The sequence below is a fragment of the Kitasatospora sp. NPDC056181 genome (assembly GCF_042266225.1).
Taxonomy (GTDB): Bacteria; Actinomycetota; Actinomycetes; order Streptomycetales; family Streptomycetaceae; genus Kitasatospora.
In genome coordinates, this window is record NZ_JBHJUK010000019.1 from 1 (window position 1) to 21589 (window position 21589).

26 protein-coding genes are annotated in these 21589 nt (G+C 73.3%); all 26 read right to left on the reverse strand.

Annotated elements, in window-relative coordinates; all coding sequences use genetic code 11:
• On the reverse strand, positions 1-1112 hold a 1112-nt coding region (locus ACFC1F_RS10585), incomplete at its 3' end, for an acyl-CoA carboxylase subunit beta (protein ID WP_376157090.1).
• 34 nt (positions 1113-1146) lie between these two features.
• Positions 1147-2106 carry an ACP S-malonyltransferase gene (fabD, locus tag ACFC1F_RS10590; protein ID WP_376157092.1) on the reverse strand — a complete coding sequence of 320 codons (960 nt, stop codon included), beginning with the start codon at positions 2104-2106 and terminating at the stop codon, positions 1147-1149.
• Between the two features lie 22 nt (positions 2107-2128).
• Positions 2129-3721, reverse strand: a complete 1593-nt coding sequence (locus ACFC1F_RS10595; RefSeq protein WP_376157093.1) for an MFS transporter — start codon at positions 3719-3721, stop codon at positions 2129-2131.
• 61 nt (positions 3722-3782) lie between these two features.
• Positions 3783-4826 carry a beta-ketoacyl synthase N-terminal-like domain-containing protein gene (locus tag ACFC1F_RS10600; protein ID WP_376157095.1) on the reverse strand — a complete coding sequence of 348 codons (1044 nt, stop codon included), beginning with the start codon at positions 4824-4826 and terminating at the stop codon, positions 3783-3785.
• A complete protein-coding gene (locus ACFC1F_RS10605; protein ID WP_376157096.1) occupies positions 4823-6028 on the reverse strand; it encodes a beta-ketoacyl-[acyl-carrier-protein] synthase family protein in 1206 nt (401 codons plus the stop codon). Before ACFC1F_RS10605 ends, ACFC1F_RS10600 begins: the two co-directional genes overlap by 4 nt.
• A gap of 2 nt (positions 6029-6030) precedes the next feature.
• Positions 6031-6507, reverse strand: coding sequence for a 3-hydroxyacyl-ACP dehydratase FabZ family protein (locus tag ACFC1F_RS10610; RefSeq protein WP_209416913.1), 477 nt, complete (start codon positions 6505-6507; stop codon positions 6031-6033).
• Complete coding sequence (locus ACFC1F_RS10615; protein WP_376157099.1) at positions 6500-6931, reverse strand: 3-hydroxyacyl-ACP dehydratase FabZ family protein; 432 nt, start codon at positions 6929-6931, stop codon at positions 6500-6502. The genes ACFC1F_RS10610 and ACFC1F_RS10615 overlap by 8 nt, the downstream gene beginning before the upstream one ends.
• The gene (gene fabG, locus ACFC1F_RS10620; protein WP_376157100.1) at positions 6928-7668 is read right to left on the reverse strand and encodes a 3-oxoacyl-[acyl-carrier-protein] reductase; all 741 of its coding nucleotides are present in this window, start codon (positions 7666-7668) and stop codon (positions 6928-6930) included. Before fabG ends, ACFC1F_RS10615 begins: the two co-directional genes overlap by 4 nt.
• Before the next feature lie 43 nt (positions 7669-7711).
• Positions 7712-7846: a hypothetical protein gene (locus tag ACFC1F_RS10625; RefSeq protein ID WP_256463611.1), complete on the reverse strand. Its 135-nt coding sequence runs from the start codon at positions 7844-7846 to the stop codon at positions 7712-7714.
• 27 nt (positions 7847-7873) lie between these two features.
• The gene (locus ACFC1F_RS10630; RefSeq protein ID WP_209416916.1) at positions 7874-8512 is read right to left on the reverse strand and encodes a 2-hydroxychromene-2-carboxylate isomerase; all 639 of its coding nucleotides are present in this window, start codon (positions 8510-8512) and stop codon (positions 7874-7876) included.
• Positions 8509-10356: an alpha/beta fold hydrolase gene (locus ACFC1F_RS10635; protein WP_376157102.1), complete on the reverse strand. Its 1848-nt coding sequence runs from the start codon at positions 10354-10356 to the stop codon at positions 8509-8511. Before ACFC1F_RS10635 ends, ACFC1F_RS10630 begins: the two co-directional genes overlap by 4 nt.
• Complete coding sequence (locus ACFC1F_RS10640; protein ID WP_376157104.1) at positions 10353-11207, reverse strand: beta-ketoacyl synthase N-terminal-like domain-containing protein; 855 nt, start codon at positions 11205-11207, stop codon at positions 10353-10355. The genes ACFC1F_RS10635 and ACFC1F_RS10640 overlap by 4 nt, the downstream gene beginning before the upstream one ends.
• Positions 11200-12330 carry a beta-ketoacyl synthase N-terminal-like domain-containing protein gene (locus ACFC1F_RS10645; RefSeq protein ID WP_376157106.1) on the reverse strand — a complete coding sequence of 377 codons (1131 nt, stop codon included), beginning with the start codon at positions 12328-12330 and terminating at the stop codon, positions 11200-11202. The genes ACFC1F_RS10640 and ACFC1F_RS10645 overlap by 8 nt, the downstream gene beginning before the upstream one ends.
• On the reverse strand, positions 12317-13441 hold the full coding sequence (locus ACFC1F_RS10650; RefSeq protein ID WP_376157108.1) for a beta-ketoacyl synthase N-terminal-like domain-containing protein: 1125 nt from the start codon (positions 13439-13441) through the stop codon (positions 12317-12319). Before ACFC1F_RS10650 ends, ACFC1F_RS10645 begins: the two co-directional genes overlap by 14 nt.
• A complete protein-coding gene (locus ACFC1F_RS10655; RefSeq protein WP_209416921.1) occupies positions 13438-14643 on the reverse strand; it encodes a beta-ketoacyl synthase in 1206 nt (401 codons plus the stop codon). The genes ACFC1F_RS10650 and ACFC1F_RS10655 overlap by 4 nt, the downstream gene beginning before the upstream one ends.
• A 3-nt stretch (positions 14644-14646) precedes the next feature.
• Positions 14647-14907, reverse strand: a complete 261-nt coding sequence (locus ACFC1F_RS10660) for an acyl carrier protein (protein WP_209416922.1) — start codon at positions 14905-14907, stop codon at positions 14647-14649.
• A 206-nt stretch (positions 14908-15113) separates the two neighbouring features.
• A complete protein-coding gene (locus tag ACFC1F_RS10665) occupies positions 15114-16067 on the reverse strand; it encodes a hypothetical protein (protein ID WP_376157110.1) in 954 nt (317 codons plus the stop codon).
• Positions 16064-16582: a 3-hydroxyacyl-ACP dehydratase FabZ family protein gene (locus ACFC1F_RS10670; protein ID WP_376157112.1), complete on the reverse strand. Its 519-nt coding sequence runs from the start codon at positions 16580-16582 to the stop codon at positions 16064-16066. Before ACFC1F_RS10670 ends, ACFC1F_RS10665 begins: the two co-directional genes overlap by 4 nt.
• Entirely contained in the window at positions 16579-16971 is a 393-nt protein-coding gene (locus tag ACFC1F_RS10675) for a hypothetical protein (RefSeq protein ID WP_376157114.1), read from the reverse strand. Before ACFC1F_RS10675 ends, ACFC1F_RS10670 begins: the two co-directional genes overlap by 4 nt.
• The gene (locus ACFC1F_RS10680; RefSeq protein WP_209416925.1) at positions 16971-17393 is read right to left on the reverse strand and encodes a hypothetical protein; all 423 of its coding nucleotides are present in this window, start codon (positions 17391-17393) and stop codon (positions 16971-16973) included. Before ACFC1F_RS10680 ends, ACFC1F_RS10675 begins: the two co-directional genes overlap by 1 nt.
• On the reverse strand, positions 17384-17719 hold the full coding sequence (locus ACFC1F_RS10685; RefSeq protein WP_209416926.1) for a DsrE family protein: 336 nt from the start codon (positions 17717-17719) through the stop codon (positions 17384-17386). Before ACFC1F_RS10685 ends, ACFC1F_RS10680 begins: the two co-directional genes overlap by 10 nt.
• 6 nt (positions 17720-17725) lie before the next feature.
• Positions 17726-18118: a 3-hydroxyacyl-ACP dehydratase FabZ family protein gene (locus ACFC1F_RS10690; RefSeq protein ID WP_376157115.1), complete on the reverse strand. Its 393-nt coding sequence runs from the start codon at positions 18116-18118 to the stop codon at positions 17726-17728.
• Entirely contained in the window at positions 18115-18366 is a 252-nt protein-coding gene (locus tag ACFC1F_RS10695; RefSeq protein WP_209416928.1) for an acyl carrier protein, read from the reverse strand. Before ACFC1F_RS10695 ends, ACFC1F_RS10690 begins: the two co-directional genes overlap by 4 nt.
• 113 nt (positions 18367-18479) lie before the next feature.
• Positions 18480-19313, reverse strand: coding sequence for a recombinase family protein (locus ACFC1F_RS10700; RefSeq protein WP_209416929.1), 834 nt, complete (start codon positions 19311-19313; stop codon positions 18480-18482).
• A 96-nt stretch (positions 19314-19409) separates the two neighbouring features.
• A complete protein-coding gene (locus ACFC1F_RS10705) occupies positions 19410-20387 on the reverse strand; it encodes a beta-ketoacyl synthase N-terminal-like domain-containing protein (protein ID WP_376157118.1) in 978 nt (325 codons plus the stop codon).
• On the reverse strand, positions 20384-21544 hold the full coding sequence (locus ACFC1F_RS10710; protein WP_376157120.1) for a beta-ketoacyl synthase N-terminal-like domain-containing protein: 1161 nt from the start codon (positions 21542-21544) through the stop codon (positions 20384-20386). The genes ACFC1F_RS10705 and ACFC1F_RS10710 overlap by 4 nt, the downstream gene beginning before the upstream one ends.
• Positions 21545-21589: the final 45 nt, after the last annotated feature.

The window sequence follows — 21589 nt, forward strand, 5'->3', positions numbered from 1 at the left end:
ACGTCGAGCATGGTGACCAGCGGGATGTTGAAGGCGTCGCACATCTGGACGAAGCGGGCGGCCTTCTCGCTGGCGTTGATGTCCAGGACGCCGGCCAGCGACTGGGGCTGGTTGGCGATGATGCCGGTGACGTGGCCGTCGATGCGGGCCAGCACGCACAGCACGTTGGTGGCCCAGCGCTCGTGGACCTCCAGGTACTCGCCGTGGTCGACGATCTCCTCGATGACCTTGCGCATGTCGTAGGGCCGGTTGCCGTCGGCGGGCACCAGGTCGAGGAGGGAGTCGTTGCGGCGCTCGACCGGGTCGTCGTTGACGGCGGTGGGCGGCATCTCGCGGTTGTTCTGGGGCAGCAGCGACAGGAGGTAGCGGACCTCCTCGATGCAGGACTGCTCGTCGTCGTAGGCGAAGTGCGAGACGCCGGAGACGCCGGAGTGGACGTCGGCGCCGCCCAGGCCGTTCTGGCTGATCTTCTCGCCGGTCACGGCCTGGACGACGTCGGGGCCGGTGATGAACATCTGCGAGGTCTCGCGGACCATGAAGATGAAGTCGGTCAGCGCCGGGCTGTAGGCCGCGCCGCCGGCACAGGGGCCGAGCATCACGGAGATCTGCGGGATGACGCCGGAGGCACGGGTGTTGCGCTGGAAGATGCCGCCGTAGCCGGCCAGCGCGGTGACGCCCTCCTGGATCCGGGCACCGGCACCGTCGTTGAGGGACACCAGCGGGGCACCGGCCGCGATGGCCATGTCCATGATCTTGTGGATCTTCTGCGCGTGGGCCTCGCCCAGCGCACCGCCGAAGATCCGGAAGTCGTGCGCGTAGGTGAACACCGTCCGCCCGTGCACCGTGCCCCAGCCGGTGACGACACCGTCGGTGTGCGGCTTCCTCGCCTCCAGGCCGAAACCGGTCGCCCGGTGCCGGCGCAGCGGCTCCACCTCACGGAACGAACCCTCGTCCAGCAACAGGTCGATCCGCTCACGGGCGGTCAGCTTGCCCTTGGCGTGCTGCGCCTCGGTGGCCTTCTCGCTGGGGCCGCGGCGGACCTCCTCCCTCAGGGCGTGCAGTTCCTCGACCGGCAGACGCCGCCGGCTGCCGCCGGACTCTTCCTCGTTCATCGCGTGATCCCCCCGTTGGAAACAGCTGAGCGGTTCAGGCCCGGACGGTGTCCGGTGCGATCTCCTCGATCGCCCGGGCGAGCCGGCCCTCGTCGTTCGTGGTGAATGCGGGCAGCTGCGGCTCGATCCGACGGCTGAGGGTGCTCAACACCCGGCCGGGCCCGACCTCCAGGAACCGCTGGGCCCCCTCCTCGGCCATCCGCCGCACGGCGGCGACCCAGCGGACCCGGCCGGCGAGCTGCCCGCGCAGAGCGGCCACCGCCTCCTCGGCACTGGTCACCCGCCCGGCCGTGCCCCCGGAGACGACCGGCAGCACCGGGTCCCGAAACTCCACCGCGGCCAACTCCCGCGCGAACTCGGCCTCGATGCCCGCCATCAGGCTGCAGTGGAAGGGCGCACCCACCTCCAGGGTGACCGCGCGGATCGCTCCCGCCTCCTTGGCCACCCCGGAGAGCACCGCCACCGCCTCACGCTGCCCGGACACGACGACCTGCCCCGGCGCGTTGTCGTTGGCCACCTCGACGATCTGGCCGGTCTCCTGGCGGACCTGCGCGCAGAGCGCCTCGACCTCGGCGATCTCCAGGCCCAGCACCGCGGCCATGGCGCCCGGCACCCGCTCGTTGACCGCCGCCATGAGCTCGCCCCGGCGCCGTACCAGCCGCAGCGCGTCGGTCCACTCCAGCACGCCCGCGCAGACCAGCGCGGTGTACTCGCCGAGGCTGTGGCCGGCCACCACCGCGGGACGCACGCCGTGCCCCCGCAGCACCTCCAGGGTCGCCAGACTGGTCAGGAAGACCGCCGGCTGGGTGATCGAGGTGTCCTGCAGCGCGTCGGCGGAGCCCGTCAGGCACAGTTCGGACAGCGGCAGCGAGAGGATCTCGTCGGCCGGGCGGTAGTAGCGCTCCAGCAGGTCGGGCCGGCGCTCCAGCAGGTGGGCTCCCATGCCCGGGCTCTGCGAGCCCTGTCCGGGGAAGAGGAATGCGGTCTGGTCCATGGCGGCGGTGTCTCCCTCGTACTCAGACGGTCGGGCGGTCGTGGACGGACAGCACGGGAGCGGTCTGCTCGGCCGGTGCGGTAGGGCTCGCGGGCGAGCGGGGATCGCGCACCAGCAGCAGGACGAACAGGGCCGCCGCGAGGGTCAGCCCCGCCGCGTACCAGGCGCCGTGCTGCAGGCCGTGGGTGACGGCGGCCCGCTGGAGCGCCTCGGCCTTCTCCGCGGTCAGCGTGCCCGCCTCCTTGAGCCGCGCCGCCTTGTCCCGGACCGCGTCGGTCTGGCTGCTCATCATCGCGCCCATGACCGCGATGCCCACCGCGTTGCCGACCTGGCGGAACATGGTGCCGGCGCTGGCGCCCACCCCGATCTGCTCCGGAGGCGCCGCGGCCACGGTCAGCTCGGAGGAGATGGGCATGACGACGCCCATGGTGAAACCGGTGATCAGCATCCCGGGCAGCAGCAGCGTCCAGGAGTCGGCACCGCCCTCGGGGTCCACCAACGTGAACAGCGCGATACCGATCGCCATCAGGACGAACGCACCCGCCAGCGCCTTGCGGACGCCCAGCTTCGCGGCCACCCGGCCGCCGAGCGGCGCGCCGAGCATCAGCACCAGGGTCAGCGGCAGCAGCCGGACACCGGTCGCCAGCGCGGACAGGCCGAGCCCGTTCTGCAGATAGATCGACAGGTAGAAGAGCACCGAGAACATGCCCGCGCCCATCAGGAATCCGGCCAGCACGCTGCCGCCGAAGTTCTGCCGCCGGAACCACGACAGGTCCATGATCGGATCCGTGGCCCGCGACTCCGCGAACAGGAAGAGCGCGAACAGCGCGATCGAGCCGCCCAGCAGGCCGAGCACCCGCCACGAGCTCCAGCCCCAGGCCGCGCCGTTGATCAACCCGAGGTTCAGGCAGAAGAGCGCCGCGCTGACGATCACCAGGCCGGGCAGGTCCAGCGATTCGCCGGACCTGCCGACGGCCCGGGGCGCCGGATCCCTCAGGCCCACCAGCGCCGCCACGATGACCACGGCGCCGATCGGCAGGTTGACCAGGAAGATCCACTCCCAGCCGATCCACTCCACCAGCAGACCGCCGACCAGCGGGCCGAGAGCGGTGGCGAGCCCTCCGACCGCGCCCCAGAGCATGATCCCGAGGGCGCGCTTGCGGCCCTCGAAGCAGGAGTAGACGATCGCCAGCGTCAGCGGCAGCACCACCGCACCGCCCAGGCCCTGGACCACCCGGCCCAGGTGCAGCGTGGTGATGTGGGCCCAGCCCAGGATGCTCAGCCGCCCGGAGAGTGCGCAGATCAGCGACCCGAGCAGGAAGACGATCGTGCCGAGGGTGTAGACCCGGCGCTGCCCGTAGAGGTCGCCGAGCCGCCCGGCGGTGACGATGAACACCGCGAGGGCCAGCATGTAGGCGTTGGCCACCCACTCCAGGCCGCGGAACGAGGCCTGGAGGTCGGTGCCGATCGTGGGCAGCGCCACGGTGACGACGGTGATGTCGAGCAGCGTGATGAACAGTCCCAGCAGGGCGGCCAGCAGCGTCAGGCCGGGTTTCCCGGCCCGGCGCCCGAGCAGCTCGGCCGCCTCGGCGGGCGGCGGCGTGGCGGACGACATAGGGGGCTCTCTTCCGGGTGTTGGGGAGATCTGACGGAGCGACACGGCGCTCGGTGGCGGTTCAGGAAACGGCCGGCGCCACCCGCAGCAGCACGAGCCGGCGCTGCGGCCCGAGCGCGGCGAACACGGCGTCGCCGGGTTCGCGCCGGGCCAGGTGACGGGCCAGTGCGAGCACGCTGGTGGCGCTGGCCTGCGGCGCGCCGCGGGTCACGGTGACCTCGGTCGCGCCGCTTCGGTGCGCGGCCCAGTCCCGGGCGCTCCGCTCGACGGACCAGCCGCCCGGCTCCTCCTCGCCCGCGGGCCCGCAGAGGTGGATCCGGGCCGGCGGCTCGGCGCCGAGCCGCTCCAGAGCCGACCCGAGCGCCCGCTCGGCCGGCTCCGGCGCCTCCGGAAGCAGCAGGCTGGTACCGGCGGTCAGCCAGCCCCGTACCTCGGCCCCGCGCCGCCGGGCCAGCTCCGGGCTTTCGAGGTGCAGGACGCAGGCGCCACCGGCATCGAGCAGCGCGCCGCCCACCTGGTGGGCGGCGGTCTGCGGCAGACCCTCGACCGCGCCGGCCAGCACCGAGTCCGCACGTCCGGCGCGCAGCGCCCAGCCGGCCACCAGCAGTGCCTCGTACCCGGCGGCGAGCAGGTCGACCAGGGTGATGTTGAAGGCCTTGAGGCCATGGGCGATCGACACCTGACTCGCCGGCACGTTGATCGAGAAGTTCGGGCACTCCACGGCGCTGATCCCGCTGATCCCGTCCTTGAGCAGGGCCCGGTCGATCCGGTCGACGACCTCGCTCACCGCGAAGTTGGTCCCCAGCACCACCCCGGTCCGCTCGGGGCCGCAGACCGCCTGCGCCCCGGCGTCGTCGAGCGCCAGCCGGACCGCGGCGAGTGCCAGCCGGGTGACCGGGGGCAGGAACTTCCAGCCCCGGCGGCCCAGGTACGTGGCCGGGTCGAAGTTGTCCAGCGGCCTGATCCGTGGGGCGGCGCCCACCGCCTCGGCCGCGTCGGCGCCCAGCGGATCGTGCTCCGCCGCCAGCTGCGCCGTCCCGATGGCCGCCCGGCTCACCGGACCGATCCCGGTGATCGCGGCCAGCGGCCTGCCGTTCCTGGTCATCGCGCCACCTCCGCGGCGGTCGTCGCGGGTCCGGCCGGTTCGCCGATCACCACCGTGATGTTGTTGCCACCGAACGCGTAGGCGTTGACCAGGGCGGCGCGCCCGGTCACCGGCTCGGCGGCGCCGCGGACCAGCCGCAGCGCGTTGCCGTCCTCGGGCCGGACCAGGGTGCCCACCGGCGGCACCAGACCGTGCCGGACCACCAGGGCGGCGGTGAGGCAGGAGAACGCCCCGGCCGCCCCGCCGCTGTGGCCCAGCGCGGACTTGATCGCCGCCACCGGAACCCGGGGGGTCCGGTCGCCCAGCAGCTGCGAGCTGCTCCCGCTCTCGGTGCTGTCGTTGGCGGGGGTTCCGGTGCCGTGGCTGATCACCGCGCCCAGCTCGGCCACGGCCACACCTCCGCGCTCCAACGCCTCCCGGGCCGCCCGGAGGGCCTGCGTCCCGGACGGGTCCGGCGCCGTCACGTGGTGCGCGTCGCAGCTCCAGCCGGCCCCGAGCACCGACGCGTACGCCTGCTTGCCGCGCGCCGCGGCATGCCCGGCGGACTCCAGGACCAGGAAGGCGGCGCCCTCCCCGTACACGGTGCCGGACCGCTCGGCGTCGAACGGGCGGCAGTGCACCGGATCGACCGCGCCGAGCCGCAGGAACGCTCCCATGGCCGGGCGGCAGACGGCCTCGGTACCGCCGACCAGCACCACCTCGGCCTCCCCGTCGCGGATCATCTCCGCCCCGAGGGAGACCGCGTAGGCACCCGCCGCGCAGGCCGTGGAGACGGTCAGCCCCGGCCCGTGCAGACCGAGTTCGCCGGCCAGCAGATCGGCGCTGCGGTAGCCGAACCACTGCAGCCCGGAGAGCTCGCGGCGTCCGTCGCGCTCGGCCTCCAGCAGGTCGCTGTCCCCGTTCCCGGTGCCGACGCAGACGCCGGCGGCCTCGCGGATCCACGCCGCGTCGGCGGTGTCCAGGCCGGCGTCGGCCAGCGCCGACCGGGCCGCCGCCAGCGCGAACCCGCTCGCCCGGCCGGCCTCCCCGTCGTCCGGCGCACCCGGCACCAGGTAGGTGGGCCGCTCGTGCACGGCGGTGCCCGGATAGTCCAGCGGGCGGATCGGCACTTCGCCGTTCAGCAGCCCGTGCCAGTAGCTCTCCAGGTCGTTGCCCAGTGGGGACACCAGGCCGAGACCGGTGATGACCGCATCGGATCCCATGGTCACGACTCCCAGCTCACGTGCTCGGCCGGGCGCATCACGGCGATCGCGTGACCCACGGTGGCCACCAGCCGGTCGCCGACCCAGGACTCCCCGCCGAGGATGACGTTGTCGCCCACGTACTGGTCCACCCGCACCTCGTGGCGCAGCGTGTCGCCCGGGAGCACCGGATGATGGAGCGTCACGTCCCGCGTAGCGGCCAGGATCAGGGCGCCTTCGCGCTCGCGCCCCTGGGCCCGGATCCGCTCCATCCACAGGATCGCGCCGCCCTGGCCCCAGGACTCCATCAGCAGCGAGGGCGGGTAGGCGAAGGCGCGCTCGCCGAGGCCCGGCGCCATCCCGGCGTAGCAGGGCTCGCTGCCGCTGACGGTCTTGGTGGTGACGATCCGGTCGTACGGCTCCATCTCCAGCACCCGGTCCACCAGCAGGATCGGGTGGGCGTGCGGGATCAGCCCTCGGACCTGCGCGTACTCACGCATCCGGCCCCCCTTCGGCAGCGGTGTCGACCAGCCGGAACTCGATGGTCATCTGTGCGGCCCGGGCCTGGCCGGTGGTGCAGACGGCCTTGGCGACCAGCCGGTCGGGCCGGTCGCCCGGCGTGCACTCGCAGTCGACTTCCAGCGGATCGCCGGGGCGCAGTGCGGTGGTGAAGCGCACCGACCTGAGCACGGCCGGCTCGGCGGCCGTGCCGGGGCCGTGGGTCCGCCGGACCAGCCGCGCCACCGCCTCGTAGACCGTCTCGATCAGGAAGACGCCCGGATAAACCGTCAGGTCCGGGTAGTGGCCGACGAGGTAGGGGTCGTCGGCGCGGACCGTGCGGCCGGCCCGGACCTGGGAGTCCGATCGCACGGACACCCAGTCGACCGGGTCGATCGGCACCGCCCTGGTCCGGGCCGTGGTCACAGCGCGACCCCGCCGTCGATCTGGATGACCTCGCCGGTGATGTACGCCGCGCGGTCCGACACCAGGAAGGAGACCAGGTCGGCCACCTCGGCGGCGCCGCCGTAGCGCTTCATCGGGATCTGCTTGAGCGCCGCCGCGCGCAGCTTCTCCGGCAGCGCCTCGGTCATGTCGGTCTCGATGAAGCCGGGCGCGACCACGTTGACCCGGATGCCGTAGGAGGCGACCTCCTTGGCGAGCGAGATGCTCATCGCCTGGATGCCGGCCTTGGACGCCGAGTAGTTGCTCTGGGTGGCGTGCCCGTAGACGCCGGCGATCGACGAGAGGTTGACGATCACGCCGGCCTTGCGCTTCATCAGGCCGAAGGTGACGGCGTGGCAGAAGTTGAAGGTGCCGTTGAGGTTGGTCTCGATGACGCTGTTCCAGTCGGCGACCGGCATCAGCACCATCGGGTTGTCGCGGACGATACCGGCCGAGTTCACCAGCACGTGCACGTCGCCGAGGGCCTCGGTGGCCCGGGCCACGAACTCCTTGACGGCACCGTGGTCCGCCACGTCGCAGGGCGCGTGGTAGACCTGTGCGCCCTGCTCGCGCACCAGCTTCTCGGTCTCGGCCGCGGCCTGCGCACCGCTGCGGTAGCAGTAGGCGATGTCGTAGCCGTCCGCCGCGAGCTGGACGGCCACGGCACGGCCGATGCCGCGGGACCCGCCGGTCACGATGGCCAAACGCCGTTCGGTCATTGCATTTCTCCTTGCCTGTCGGGGTTCGGCCGCTTCGCGGTGCTCAACCGCAGCCGCCGGCGGTGTCGTGGTCCAGCGCGCCCAGGCGCTCGATCAACTCCTGCGGGACGTCCGCCAGCCGGTCCTCGCCCCACTCGGCGTCGACCAGGGGGAGGTCCTGGGTATCGGACGGGTTCATCACGCCTCTCCTCTCCTGCCCCGGCCCTCAGGCCTTGGCGGCCGCCGCGGCCAGCGCCTGTTCGAGCACCGGCAGGAAGTCGTCCAGCCGGTCCAGGCCCCAGAAGCGGTGCCGGCCGACCTTGAAGTACGGCACGCCGAAGACGTCGTCCTCGTAGATGTCCATGAGCCCGCGCACCAGCTGCTCGCGGATGTGGGGTTCGTCCGGGGCGCCGACCAGCGCGTCGGCGTCGAGCCCGGCCGCCCCGCAGGTCGCCCGCAGCACCTCGGGGTCGCAGATGTCCTCGCCGCGCTCCCAGCGGGCCGCCATCACCGCGGCGTAGTACTCCCGGTGGACGCCGAGCTCGCGGGCCTTGAGCCAGGCGAGGTGCGGCAGGTCCCACCACTCGTCGCCCTTGTCGATCGGCCACTTCATCGGATAGCCGAACTTCGCGGCCAGCCGCTTCGTGTCGTTGAGGATGTAGAGGTGCTTGGCCTTGCTCATGGCCACGTAGTGGAAGGTGCCGCCCTGCGCCTCCAGCGCGGCCGCGCTCTGCGCGTCCGGCTCGGAGAACGGGATGTACTCGATCAGCTCCTGGGCGTTCGGCAGCCGCTCCTCCAGCTGCCGCACGGCCATCCAGCTGAACGGGCTGCGCAGCGAGAAGTACAGCCGCGGCGGCTTCCTCATGCCGCACCGCCCAGCAGCGCGGCCTGCACGTCCTGGTCGAGGACGGCGACGGTGCCGGCCTGCTCTCCGCGGCTGATCGCGTAGCCGTGCATGATGGTGCCGGTCGCCGCGCGCTCCAGCCGGTCGCCGCGCTGGACGTAGCAGTCCATCCGGGCGGTGTACATGGCGTCCCGCAGGATCTCCTCGACCCGGAAGACCGTGTGCACGGTCTCCTCCATGAAGATGTCGGACAGCAGTTGCACCCGGGCGCGGGAGACCACCGGGATCCACCCCCGCTCCTCCAGCAGCCGGCCGATCGCCAGGTCCTTGGAGTACAGGTAGCGGTCGACCACCTCCTCCAGGGTGCGGACGTAGGCGGAGTGCTGGAGCCGGTCGGAGAAGTGGCAGTAGTAGTACGGGGCCCGCCACGACCAGAGCAGCGCGCCCGAGCCCTCCGGTGTCAGGACCTCGGCAACGGTGCGGCCCTCGGGGATCTCCAGCGCGCCCGCCTCGGCGTGGGTGAGCGCGGCGACGTCGGGGACCACGTACGGCTCCAGGAAGGGCGGGACGGGCTCGGTGCCCGAACCGTCCTTGACGGTCACCAGGGCCACCCGGACCTTGCCCTTGAGCGCGGTGACGGTGCCGCCGCTGCGCTCCACCGTGAGCGAGACGTTGAACGGCGCGCCCTGGCCCGGCTTGGGCCGGCCCGAGACGACGGTGGCGTACACCTGCTCGTCGGCCTCCAACGCCACCGGCAGCTGGACCGAGGAGTCGACGATCTCCAGGCCCAGCCCGTAGCGGTGGTAGAGGTCCCGGGCACCGACGCCGCGATCCCGGAAGTACTGCAGGATCGCCTCCTCCACCAGGTACATGAAGTGCTTGAAGCCGATCCAGGTACGGATGTTGGCGCCCTCGTAGCGCGGCATCCCCACGTAGCTCGTGGGCTGGCCGTCGAGCAGCTCGGTCACGGTCGTCTCTCCTTGGGAGTGGTCGGGTTGCCGGGCGGTGACCCGGTGCAGGAAGTCGGCCGTGTCCCGGCTCATCCGGTCGGCCTGCGCGACGTGGCAGAAGTGGCCGTACTCGGGGTCCAGCCGCACCGTCGCCGCGGGCATCGCCCGGCCGAGGGCCGCCGCGCGCATCGGGGTGAGACCCTCGTCGCGGTAGCCGGCCAGGACCAGCGTCGGCACCGTGATCCGGGCCAGGTCCAACTGCCCGGAGTCGGTGAACTCCCTGAAGAACACCGGGAATCCGGACGGTACGGCGCGCTCCAGCAGCTTCTGCTCCATCAGGTTCCGGATCTCCGGGTCCATCCGGCTCGCCTTGTCACCGAGCGAGAGCCGCAGCCCGTCCGTCAGCACCCGCCGGAACGCCGCCTTCGAGCGCAGCCGCAACTGCTCGGAGAGGACGTAGTCGGCGGGGCGGTAGAACGGCGTGGCCAGCACCACGGCCGACAGCTGCGGGTCCTCGTCCAGGGTGGCGAGGTGCTGCAGGATGGCGTTGGCACCGAAGGAGTGGCCCAGCAGGAGCCGCGGCCGCTCCGGGACGAGCGCCAGCGCGCGGCGCAGCCACTGCGCCGGGCTGCCCTCGGCCCGCCAGGTGTAGCGGTTTCCCCCGTGCCAGGGCAGCTGGAGGGCGTACGGGGTCCAGCCCGGCAGCCGCTCGACGAGCGGACGCCAGTTGCGCCAGGAGTCCTCGATGCCGTGGGCCGCGACCAGGGCCGGGCCCTCACCGGGTCCGCGCCACACTTCGAGGCCGTCCTCGGCGGCCACCCTGGTCCAGCCGTCCCGGGTGGGGGTGGTCCCGGCCGGGGGGCGGGGGAAGTCCCCTCCGGCCGGGAGCTGGGAGCCGGTCCTCCTGCCGGTCACGCTGCGGCTCCTTCGGCTGCGGCGCGGGTGAGTCGGACGCTCGCCCAGCCGTCCTCGGGGTCGCCGCAGCCGACGTGTGCGGATTCGCCCGCCGCGAGACCGGCCGCCGTGACGGCGAGTCGGACCACGCCGGCGGCCCCGTAGAGCTCACCCGGCCGGATGTCGGCGGGGACGGCGTGGTCGGCCCGGCGGACCGGACCGAGGTGCAGGCCGGTGGTCCACGGCCAGGCGCCGGGACGGCCGAGCAGAAGACAACCGGCGCCGGCGAGCAGTTCGCCGGGCGGGTCCGGGCGCAGTTCGGCCAGCCGTCGGGCCACCGGATCGGCGGGCTCGACGCCCACCACCACCGCCCGCTCGGCACGGCCCGAGCGCAGCAGCAGCTGGGCCAGCCGGACCGCGTCGAGGCTGGCGGTCGCCCCGCTGCACACCATCAGGTTGGGCCCGGTGAACCCGTAGCGGATGGCGATGCTGCTGGCGATCACGTTGCTGGAGGCGTTGGGCGCGTCCAGCGGGCTCACGGCGGACACCGACCGCTCCCGCACGTCGGTGAGCACCTCGCACACGGTCTCGACGTTGCCGAGGTTGGAGGCGACCACGACCGCCGTGCCGGCCGCGCCGGGCAGCGGCTCGGCGAGCCGGCCCGGGGGCAGCCCGAGCGCCCGGTGCACCGCGCACAGCGCCATCCGGGTGCTCGGGTCCTTGCCCAACAGGCCCTTGCGGCCCAGTACTTCGAGGGCACGGTCGGGCGGGCAGGCCGGCTCGGCCGGCGATCCCGGCAGCTCCTCCGCACTCAGGCCGGGTACGTGCACGGCCCAGCCGGCCACGTTGATCAGGTCGGCGTGCTCAGTCATCGACGGCCTCCACGATCGCCACCGCGTTCACTCCGCCGAAGCCGAACGCGTTCACCTGGGCCACCCTCGGACGGGCCGGACGCGGTTGTCCGTAGACCAGGTCGAGCTTCTCCGCCGCCGCGATCGGCGCACGCAGTCCGACCACCGGGGGCACCTCGCCCCGGCGCATCGCGGCCAGCGCGACCAGCAGGCTCATCAGCGCGGCCCCGCCGGAGGTGTGTCCGATGGCACCCTTGATCGCCGTGACCGGCGGTCCACCGGTGCCGAAGACCTCCAGCAGCGCGGCCGCCTCGGTGGGGTCGTTGAGCGCGGTCGCCGTGCCGTGCGCGAGGACCAGGTCGACGCCCTCCGGGGTGACTCCGGCCCGACTGTGCGCGTCGCGCATGGTGGCGACGATGCCCGCCCGGTCGGGGGCGGTCTCGTGGTAGGCGTCACAGCCCACTCCGACCCCGCGCAGCACCCCTTGGGCGGCCGGCTGGTCGGGGCGCGAGCCCGCCCGCTCCAGGACGACCGCGGCGGCGCCCTCACCGAGCAGCACCCCGCCCCGGAACTCGTCGAACGGGCGGACCATGTCGGCCGTCGACGTGCCGACCCGGCCGATCATGGCGAGCATCGACTCGGTCATGGTGTCGCACCCGGCCGCCACCACCGCGTCGGCCTCGCCCAGTTCGAGCAGGTCGGCCGCGAGCGCCAGCGCGTAGCCGGAGGCCGCACAGGCGTTGGTCAGCGTGTGGATCTCAGTGGCCTGCGGCAGCACCGAGCGCACCGCGGTGCCGAAGTGAAGTTCGGCGAGCCGGAGCTCGGCTCCGTCGGCGTACCACTGCTCGACCCCGTGCAGCTCGCGCAGTCCGGTGCCGACCACCACCGCCACCCGGCGCCCGGCCGGGTCGATCCGGGCCTGGCGCAATGCGTCCAGCACGCACCGGGCGAGCCAACGGCCCGCCAGCCGCGGCGCGGCGGAGTGCGCCGCGCCCCGGTCCTCGATGCCGTAGGCGTTGCGGACGCCCAGCTTCTGCGGGTCGCCGACCCGCAGCGGGGCGACCCCGCTGCGGCCGGCGAGCAGTGCCCGGTAGGTCTCGTCGAGATCGCCGAGGCAGCTCAGCATCGAACTACCCGTGATCACCACCGACACGGCTCCACCCCCTGACCAGCGCGGCACCGACGGCGCCGTCCGCGGAACGGGTCGTGATGAGCGAGATCTCGCCGTCCCGGGCGGGATCCGCCCGGTGCCGGGCCAGCAGCGCGGCGAGCTGGAAGGCACCGGAGGCGCTGAACGCCTCGCCGGTCGCCTCCTTGACCCGCAGCCGCGGCGTCCCGGCCCCGAGGACGGCGTCGATCGCCGCTTCCTCCAGCTCGTCCAGAGAGGTCATGCCGTTGGCGGCGGTGGCCACCGTGACCACCCCGGCCGCCGGGATGCCGGCCGCCTCCAGCGCCCGCCGGATGCAGCGGGCCAGGCCCGCGCCGACGGCGCCCGGCTCGGCCGGGTCGAAGACGCCGACCTCGACCGCGAGCACCTCGGCGTCCATCCGGCGGTCGGCCGCGCGCACCGCGTCCGCGCTCTCCACCACGAAGACGGCGGCGCCCTCGCCGGGCGGCAGGTCACCGCCCCGGGCGGCCTGGCCGTACTGGACGGCCCAGGCCGACTGCGGGCTGAACTCCTCGACGGCGCCGGTGAGCAGGGCGTCGACGTAGCCGCAGCCGATCAGGTTCCGGCTGTAGCGCAGCACGTTCAGCATGGCCATCGGACCGCCCGCGATGGTGGCGTTGACCCCCTGCAGGCCGTACCGGATGGCGGCCTGCCCGGCCGCGCAGTTCATCACGGCGTTGGGGAAGAGCAGCGGGTTCACCAGGTAGGGCCGGTCCTGGGTGAAGGTGTCCCGGCTGTAGTCGCTGGTGGACTTGGCGCTGCCGGCCGTGGTGCCCAGGGTGATGCCGACCCGGGCGCGGTTGTCGTCGTCGACCGCGAGGTCGCTGTCGGCCAGCGCCTCCTTGCAGGCCACCATGGACAGCGCGGTGCTGCGGTCGAAGAAGGAGGTGCCCTTGCGACCGAGGTGCGCGCGCGGGTCGAAGTCGACCAGTGCGTGCGCCCGCGGGTGCGGCAGCGGATCCTCGAACATGCCGCTCACATCGGCGGGTTCGGGACGCTGGGCGTCGAGAGCGGCCGCCAGTGCGCGCGGCCCGATGCCGGCGCCGGACAGCACGCCGAAGCCGGTGATGGCGAGCGCCGTGCTCACTCGTGCCTCCCCAGGATGACGATGGCGTTGTTGCCACCGAAGGCGAACCCGTTGACCTGGGCGATCCGCACATCGGCCGCCCGTGCCACGTTGGGCACCGGGTCGATGTGCGGCATCTGCGGGTCCGGGGTGTGGAAGTTGATGGTGGGCGGCAGGAACGAGCCGGTGATGCCGAGCACCGACGCGATGGCGCCCAGACCGCTGGCCGCGCCCATGGTGTGGCCCAGCATCGACTTGGTGGAGCTGATCGGCGGCGGGTTGTCGCCGAAGACGTCGACCACCGCCCCGGCCTCGACCAGGTCGTTGGCCGGCGTTCCGGTCCCGTGGGCGCAGATGTAGTCCACGTCCGAGGCCTTGATCCGGGCGTTGCGGTGGGCCAGCCGCATGCACTCGGCGATGCTGGCCCGGTGCGGTGCCACCATGTGGTTGGCGTCGCAGTTCAGCCCGTACCCGAGGACCTCGGCATGGATCCGGGCGCCGCGGGCGAGCGCGGAGTCCAGACTCTCCAGGAACATCGCGGCACCGCCCTCGCCGGTGATGATCCCGGACCGGTCCTTGTCGAACGGCGAGCACGCCTTCTCGGTGAGCGCGCCGAGCCGGTAGAAGCCGGCGTGCGACCAGCGTCCGACCGAGTCCGCACCGCCGGCGATCATGTAGTCCGCCTCGCCGGTGCGGATCAGGTCGTAGGCGTAGCCGAGCGCGTAGTTGCTGGCGGAGCAGGCGGTGGAGAGCGTCACCGCGTCGCCGCTCAGCCGCAGTTCGCGGTTGACGGCCTGGGAGAGCCGGGCGCTGGAGACCTGGCGGACCAGGCCCGGGTCGAGGGCCCCGAACCCGACCTCCAGGGCGTCGCCGGTGAGCCGCTCGAGGACCTGGGACTCACCGCCGGTGGTCCCCATGCTCGATCCGGCCCTGGAGGCCGCGAGTTCGTCCTCGTCGATCCCGGCGTCCGCGACCGCGAGCCGGGCCGCGGACGCCGCGAACAGGCTGGTACGGCCCCACTCTTCGACGGACAGTCGCCGGACCATGCGCTCAGGCCGGAAGTCGTGCACCTCTCCGGCCATGAAGTACGGAAAACCACTGGAATCGAAGCAGGCGATCGGGGAGACCCCGTTCACGCCCGTCCGCAGCGCCTCGCCGTAGGCGGACGCGCCGATACCTATGCTCGACACAGGCCCCAGGCCGGTGATGACCACCCGTCGCATGGGTCAGGCCAGCCAGCCGGCGTGCTGCGCCAGCACGTTGTAGACCTCGGTGAGGTTGATCATCTTGGGCAGCTCCGACTGCGGGATCTCGACCTTGTACTTCTTCTCGAGCCGGGCGAGGATCTCGATGGCGCGCAGCGAGTCCGCCTCGTGCTCCTCGATGAAGTGGCTCGTCTCGGTGATCTCCTCGGGCTCGAGCTCCAGCACCTCGGCCACGATGTCGCGGATTTCCTCGATCAGATCTTCCCTGACGACAACAGTCATTTCCATCAACCTCTCAGGAATTACCCTGGAAGGGGCCGATCCCCCGTTCCGTGCTTCTCACAGTAGGCGAGTCCCCAGACCCCCGGCGAGCCGCTATGGGAGTTCACAGAAATAGCCGGAATCACCGATCAACAAACCCCCATGAAACAGCGAATGGCCCTGCCGGAATATGGCAGGGCCAGGAACTCGCAAGAGGTGTCGAAGGATCAGCGCCGGCTGCGCACCGCCGCCCCGGGCCGGTTGACCGCCACCAGGGAGTCCACCACGGCGATCCGGCGGTCCGCCGCCCAGATCTCCCCGGAGAGGAACGCCGTCCCGGAGACCAGCTGTTCGAGGCGCACGACGTGGCGCAGGACCATGCCCGGATGCACCGCCCCGGAGAACCGGCAGCCGCGGATCGCGGCGAGCATCAGCACCCCTTCGGGCAGGCCGGCCCCGGCACTGGCCAGCCAGAGCAGGGCGGCCGTCTGGCCGAAGGACTCGAACACCAGGGTGCGCGGATAGGCGTACCGGTCCCCGCCCAGCCCCTCGGGCAGGCCCTGGTAGCAGGGCTCGCTGCCGGAGACCGCCTTGACCGCGCAGATCTCCCGCCCGGGCACGACCGACACCACCTGGTCCACCAGCAGCATCGGGTGCCGGACCGGGAGCAGGTCGCGGATCGCGGCGTGGTCCAGCACCGGCCCGGCGGCTGCCGGCTCCGGCCACGGCGGCGCCGGTCCCGGGCTCGCCGCGGCCGGCGCGTCCTCGCCCAGCAGGACCTTGAGCCGAGCCACCGGGGTGCCGTCCCGGCGGGTGCACTCGGCCTGCACCTCCCACCCGCGCCCGTCCGGCCGGGGTTCGACGGCCGCGTCCACGTGGATCTCGTCCCCGCCGAGCATCGGCGCCAGCAGCCGGGCCGAGCGCACCTCCAGCAGCTGCGGCGGATCGTCCAGACCGAGCGCCTCCACCAGGGCCTGCCGCACGCCCTCCAGCAGGAAGACCGCGGGCAGCATCGGCAGGTCGGGGAAGTGCCCCGCCATGTACGGGTCGGCGGTGGTCACCACCTTGACGGAGTGCACCCGCGTGCCCGGCCCCCCGGTGCCCGAGCGCAACTCGACCCGGTCCACGGCCCGCAGCGGGGTGGCGAAGGCGAACGGACCCGCCCGCCCGGTGCCGCTCACACCGTCGTCCCGTCCGGCAGCAGCGCCGAGGCAGGACGCAGCGCGGTCATCACCGAGCCGACCTCCAGCACCGGTTCGCCGTCCACCAGGGTCCGGCCCTCGAAGAACCACACCCCGTCCAGCGCCCGGCTGATCCGCACCTCGTGCCGCAGCACGTCCCCGGGCAGCGCCGCACCGCGGACCACCACGTCGGACATCCCGCCGAAGACGGCGACCTGGCCGGCCACCTGCTCCGCGGGCTGGTCCCAGGCCGCGAGCAGCGCCGCGGACTGGCACCAGGACTCGATCAGCAGCGGCACCGGATAGCCGAGCTGCTCCTGGATGGCGTCGTCCGCCACCCCCTGGTACCAGGGCTCGTTGCAGGTCACCGCCTTGACGGTGACGATGCTCCGGCCCGCGGCCAGCTCCAGCACCCGGTCCACCAGAAGGATCGGGAAGCGGTGCGGAATCAGCGACTTGATGACCGGCACCCCGGCCGGGGCCGCCGGCAGGACCGGCGCGGACACCGCGGTCACACGAACCACACCCCGTCGTACTCGTCCCACGAGGCCGCCAGCCGGTTGGTGTCCAGGCAGGCCACCCCCGGCACCAGGTCCTCGGGCGTGAACCCCAGCCGGCGCAGGTCGGGCTCGTCGACCATGACCGGCACCCCTTCGGCCACCAGCGCCCGGACCGACCTGCGGTAGTCGGGCAGGGTGTCCATCCGGACCGCCCCCAGCTCCAGCACCGGCTGGTACTCCGTCTCGTCCACGGCCAGCGTGACCGCCGCACCGCGCAGCGCCAGCGCGACCGCGCCCAGCTGCTCCCGGAAGTCCAGGATCCCGTACAGGGCGTCGAAGAACTGCACCTCGACGGCACCGCGGTAGGCCCGGTCGATGACCCCGAGCACCCGGTAGTCCGACATCAGGCACCTCCGATGAAGACGGTCTTGTCGGCGCTCTCGATCGTGGAGACGAAGCGCATCGGCGAGCGGAACCGGACCTCGGCGATGTGGTCGGTGGCGCCCCGCTCGGCGCTGCACGCGGTGCAGGCGATCCACGCGAAGCGCGAGCCGTGCGCCGCCAGCATGCGGCGTACGACGGTCACGCTGGACGGGTAGTACCCCTGCGGGTCGCGGGTGTTGACCAGCTTGGTCTCGCCCTGCGACTGCTGGGTGAGCATGTTGGCGTAACCGCAGGCCCAGAGCCGGACGGTCCTGCCCTCGTCGAGGACGGCCTGGGCCAGCCGCAGCGCGGAGGTGATCACGTCGTTGGAGTGCGGCGCCGCGGTGACCACCAGCAGCAGGTCCCAGCGTCGCTGCACGATCCCGCCGGCCATCAGTGCCACACCGTCCTGCAGCCGTCGGCCATCAGCAGCCGCGCCACCGCGTCCATGCCGACCACCTCGACGTGCGGGGCCAGCGAACGGGCCGGGAGCGATCGCTGTGCGGCCGAGAAGTCGTCCGCCCAGACCGGTACCGCCAGTTCCGCCAGCCGGTCGACCGCCGGCACGGCGCCCGGCACGGCGGCGAACACGCCGTCCTGCACGAGGAAGACCGAGACCTCGCGGCCCGCGTCGGCCAGCGCCACGGCGTCGTCCAGGAACCGGCCGGCGTTCGGGCCCGCCCAGTTGCCCTGGCTCTCGATCAGTAGATAGCGCGGGTTCTCCCGCATGGCTCGTCAGCCCCTCTCTCGGTCGGCAGGCTTCGCGTACCGCAACCGCATGGTCGCCGTCTTGCCCCGCCCGGTCCGGCAGCCGGCCCGCACGGCCCAGCCCCCGTCCACGGCGGTGACCGTGCACTCGACGGTCAGGGTGTCGCCCGGCAGGACCGGTGCGGCGAACCGCACCGAGCCGACCTCGGCCAGCCGCGGCGCAGCCAGTCCCCGCTCCGCCGCGTGGCGCAGCACGGCCCGGTGGACGGCGTCCACCAGGAAGACCCCGGGCAGCAGCGGGAACCGCGGGTAGTGTCCGGCGAAGACCGGGTGGTCCGGATCGACGCACTGCCGGGTCTCGACCACGAACTCCTCGATCCGGACCGGCTCCTCCTCGGCCAGCAGCGGGGACGGGCTCATCCGCCCAGCTTCCGGGTCAGCAGCTCGCGCACGTCGGTGAGGCGGCGGATCGTCACGATCTCCGACTCGTCGATCTTCACCTGGTACCTGCGCTCCAGCGTCACCGCCAGTTCCAGCGCCACCAGCGAGTCCACGTTCAGGTCCTCGATGAAGAGTGCGTCGTCGGTGAGCGATTCCGGCTCGACATCGAGCGCGTCGGCCACCAGCTCACGCAGTTCTTCGCCGTCCACCATGTTCTGCACAGCCATCAGATATCTCCTCCGTCCCGGCGGCTTTCGTCGTGAACGCTATTCGTCCGCCGAAATACCGCAGGCTTTCCATGGGTGTTCGCAGAATTCCGGTCGCGCCGTCCGGTGCGGGATCACAGCACGACGCTGCCCCGGACCACCGGAATTCCGGGACCGAGCTCCGCCTTGATGTGCAGCGTGCGGTCGTGGTCGGCGAAGGTGAGGCCCAGCCCGAAGGACCGCAGGACCTCGGCCCGGCAGTCGCCCCCGGCCTCCCGGAGCTGCCGCAGCTTCACCGCGGTGGAGCGCAGCACCCGCTCGTGCCTCACCACCGAGCCGTCGAGGCTCAGCAGCCGGCTCGGCGAGCAGTTCTTCAGCACCCAGGAGTGCAGCGGTTCGAGCACCGTCTGCTCGCGCAGGTAGACGTTCCTCGGGTGGTCGATCTGGCTGGCGCTGGCGTACTCGGCCGGGAACCGGCACCGGTAGTAGGGCTCGCCGTTGTTCCAGGTGCCCTGCATCAGCCGCTGACAACGTCCGCAGCGAACCAGCCCCCGCAGCGCGTAAGGCCGTTGGGCATGCTCGTGGGACCTCGCCGGCGCGCTGCGCCGGGTCGCGAACCTGCTCTCCACCCGGTCGAAGATCTCGGCCGGCACGATCGGCCGGTGCCCCAGCGGACTGCCGGCGGAGCACCGGCCGCTGTAGCGGGTGTTCACCAGGATCGCCCGCACCGCGCTCTTGGACCAGGCCGCGGCACCGTCCGCGCCGCGCCCGCCCTCCGCGCCGGGATTCGGGATCCCGTCGGCCGTGAGCCGCTCGGCGATCAGCTGGAGTCCGCTCCCCTCGGCGTACTCGCCGAAGATCCGGCGCACCACGGCCGCCGTCCGCTCGTCGGGCGCGAGCGTGCGTTCGCGCCGCCCGGCCACCACGCGCTCGACGGCCAGATAGCCGTAGGGAGCGCGTCCTCTCATCCGGGCACCGGCCGTCGGGCGCGCACGGTGCCGTTGTTCCGCAGCATGGACCTGCATGGTGTTTCCCCCGTTGTGTTGCGGTGTGTCGAGAAGCGCTCAGTCGGCGCCCCGGGCCACCACGGCGCTGAGGTGGCCGTCGGCGGAGACCGCCACGGTGAGGCCCGGTTCGGGCCGGCCGAGCAGGGCCGCCAGTCGCAGCAGGCCCGAAGTGGTGCCGAAGCGCGCGTCGGCCCCCGTCGAAGGCACCGGTTCGGCCCTGGTGCCGGCGCTCTCCAGTGCGTGCCGGACCGCCTCGTCCAGCAGCCGGGTTCCGGGCGGGCCGCAGAACGCGTAGCCGATCCGCCCGGCGCCACCCGCCCGGGCGGCCAGCGCCGCCACCTGTGCGGCGGCGGCGCGGGCCGCGGCGGGATCGGGCCGTCCGTCCGCACCGGTCGGGACGAATCTGGACAGCCCGCCGAGGAGCTCCGGGCGCCCGGCCGCCGCACCGTGCCCCACCACGTCCAGGACCAGGGCGGCCGCGCCGTCGTACGGCGGGCCCCCGGCCGCCGGCGCGGCCTCGGTGGCCCCCGCGAGAACCCGGTCGGCCCGGCCCCGGCGCAGTGCGTCGGCGCCGAACACCACCGCCTCCAGGCCCGCGACGACCGGGTTGGTCAGGGTCACCGAGAAGGCCCGGCAGCCGAGCGAGATCGCCGCCTGACTGGCCGGCATGTTGACCGAGAAGCCCGGCAGTTCGGCCGGGCTCAGACCGGCCGCCCCGTCCCGGCGGACCTCTTCGTCCAGCCGCGCGTGCAGCGCGCCGATGGCGTGGTGGGTGCCCACCGAGATGCCGAACCGATCGGCGCGCCGGCCCTCGGCGGCCGGGTCGCCGTGGGTCCGGCCGAGGGCGGCGTTGGCCGCCGCGAGCAGGTAGCGGGTGGCCGGGCTGAGGTACTTCCAGCCGCGCCGCCCCAGGCGCGCGACCGGGTCGAACCAGTCCTGCGCGGGTGCCTCCGGCGCGGCGTCCGGCCGGGCGAGGTCGGCCGGCCCCCGGACGCCCGGCACCAGCAGTCCCTGACCACTGACGACGATGCTCACCGGGCCGCCTCCAGGACCAGCGCGGCGTTGTTGCCGCCGAAGCCGGTGGCGCTGACCAGCACCCGCGGGTGCACCAGCGGCAACACCGCTCCCACCGGCAGTTGCAGCGGGCAGTCCGGATCCGGCACCGAGACGTGCGCGTTCGGCGGGACGGTGCGATGACGGAGCATCAGAACCGCGGCCACACAGGCGAACAGGCCGGCCGCCCCGGCCGTGTGCCCGAGCACCGCCTTGATGCCGAACACCGGCGTGGTCGCCGCCGCGGCACCGAGCGCCCGCGCGATCGCCGCGGTCTCCACCGCGTCGTTCACAGCGATCCCGGCCCGGTGCGGCACCACCGCCCCGACCGGCCCGCCCGCACCGTCGAGGGCGTCAGCGATCGCCCGGCCCAGCTGGGCACCGCCGGGCTCCGGCGCGGTCGGGTGGTGGCCGTCGCAGCTCACCCCCGCGCGGCCCAGCACGGCATGGACCGGCGCACCGCGCCGGCGCGCGTGCGCGGCGGACTCCAGCACCACGGCGGCCGATCCTTCGCCGGTCACCATGCCCTGCCGGGCCGCGTCGAACGGGCGGCAGAGCTCCGGGTCGACCAGGCCGAACCGGTCCAGAGCGGCGAGCGCGACCCGCGAGTAGCTGTCCGTGCCGCAGGCGACGACCACCTCCGCCGCGCCGCTCCCGATCAGCTCCCAGGCCCGGATCACCGCGTAGAGGCCGGCCGAACAGGCGGTGCTCAGCGTCTGGTTGGGACCCCAGAGCCGATGCCGGGCGGCCACCGCGGCGGACACCCGGTAGGCGCCCCCGGGCGGCGCTGCGCCCGGCTCCGCGTTCTCCACCAAGTCGATGTCGCCCAGCGTGGTTCCCACGGTGAGCCCCAGCTCGGTCAGCTCGCCGGGGCGCAGTCCGGCATCCGCCAGGGCCTGCCCGACGGCGTCGACGGCCGCCTGCCCGGCCCGGCCGGGAGACCGGTCCGAAGCACGCTCGCGGCCCGCGGCCGACGGGTCCAGCAGATAGACCGGGGGGCGCTCCCCCGGCCCGTAGTCCCTGGGTGCCTGATCGGGCCGGCGGTCGGCGGCCAGGAGCCCGGCCCACAGCGCCCCGACCGAGCCGCCCAGGCTGCTCACCGCCCCGAGGCCGGTGACCACGACGTCGCCGTCAGCCATCCCCTTGGGAGTTTTCCACTCCATCGAATCCCCCGTTCACGGGGC

Excerpts from the sequence above, each read along its gene's own strand:
- fabD (WP_376157092.1), bottom strand. The coding sequence starts at position 2,106 with ATGGACCAGACCGCATTCCTCTTCCCCGGACAGGGCTCGCAGAGCCCG.
- ACFC1F_RS10595 (WP_376157093.1), bottom strand. The coding sequence starts at position 3,721 with ATGTCGTCCGCCACGCCGCCGCCCGCCGAGGCGGCCGAGCTGCTCGGG.
- ACFC1F_RS10600 (WP_376157095.1), bottom strand. The coding sequence starts at position 4,826 with ATGACCAGGAACGGCAGGCCGCTGGCCGCGATCACCGGGATCGGTCCG.
- ACFC1F_RS10605 (WP_376157096.1), bottom strand. The coding sequence starts at position 6,028 with ATGGGATCCGATGCGGTCATCACCGGTCTCGGCCTGGTGTCCCCACTG.
- ACFC1F_RS10610 (WP_209416913.1), bottom strand. The coding sequence starts at position 6,507 with ATGCGTGAGTACGCGCAGGTCCGAGGGCTGATCCCGCACGCCCACCCG.
- fabG (WP_376157100.1), bottom strand. The coding sequence starts at position 7,668 with ATGACCGAACGGCGTTTGGCCATCGTGACCGGCGGGTCCCGCGGCATC.
- ACFC1F_RS10625 (WP_256463611.1), bottom strand. The coding sequence starts at position 7,846 with ATGAACCCGTCCGATACCCAGGACCTCCCCCTGGTCGACGCCGAGTGG.
- ACFC1F_RS10630 (WP_209416916.1), bottom strand. The coding sequence starts at position 8,512 with ATGAGGAAGCCGCCGCGGCTGTACTTCTCGCTGCGCAGCCCGTTCAGC.
- ACFC1F_RS10640 (WP_376157104.1), bottom strand. The coding sequence starts at position 11,207 with ATGACTGAGCACGCCGACCTGATCAACGTGGCCGGCTGGGCCGTGCAC.
- ACFC1F_RS10655 (WP_209416921.1), bottom strand. The coding sequence starts at position 14,643 with ATGCGACGGGTGGTCATCACCGGCCTGGGGCCTGTGTCGAGCATAGGT.
- ACFC1F_RS10660 (WP_209416922.1), bottom strand. The coding sequence starts at position 14,907 with ATGACTGTTGTCGTCAGGGAAGATCTGATCGAGGAAATCCGCGACATC.
- ACFC1F_RS10675 (WP_376157114.1), bottom strand. The coding sequence starts at position 16,971 with ATGTCGGACTACCGGGTGCTCGGGGTCATCGACCGGGCCTACCGCGGT.
- ACFC1F_RS10685 (WP_209416926.1), bottom strand. The coding sequence starts at position 17,719 with ATGCGGGAGAACCCGCGCTATCTACTGATCGAGAGCCAGGGCAACTGG.
- ACFC1F_RS10690 (WP_376157115.1), bottom strand. The coding sequence starts at position 18,118 with ATGAGCCCGTCCCCGCTGCTGGCCGAGGAGGAGCCGGTCCGGATCGAG.
- ACFC1F_RS10695 (WP_209416928.1), bottom strand. The coding sequence starts at position 18,366 with ATGGCTGTGCAGAACATGGTGGACGGCGAAGAACTGCGTGAGCTGGTG.
- ACFC1F_RS10700 (WP_209416929.1), bottom strand. The coding sequence starts at position 19,313 with ATGAGAGGACGCGCTCCCTACGGCTATCTGGCCGTCGAGCGCGTGGTG.
- ACFC1F_RS10710 (WP_376157120.1), bottom strand. The coding sequence starts at position 21,544 with ATGGCTGACGGCGACGTCGTGGTCACCGGCCTCGGGGCGGTGAGCAGC.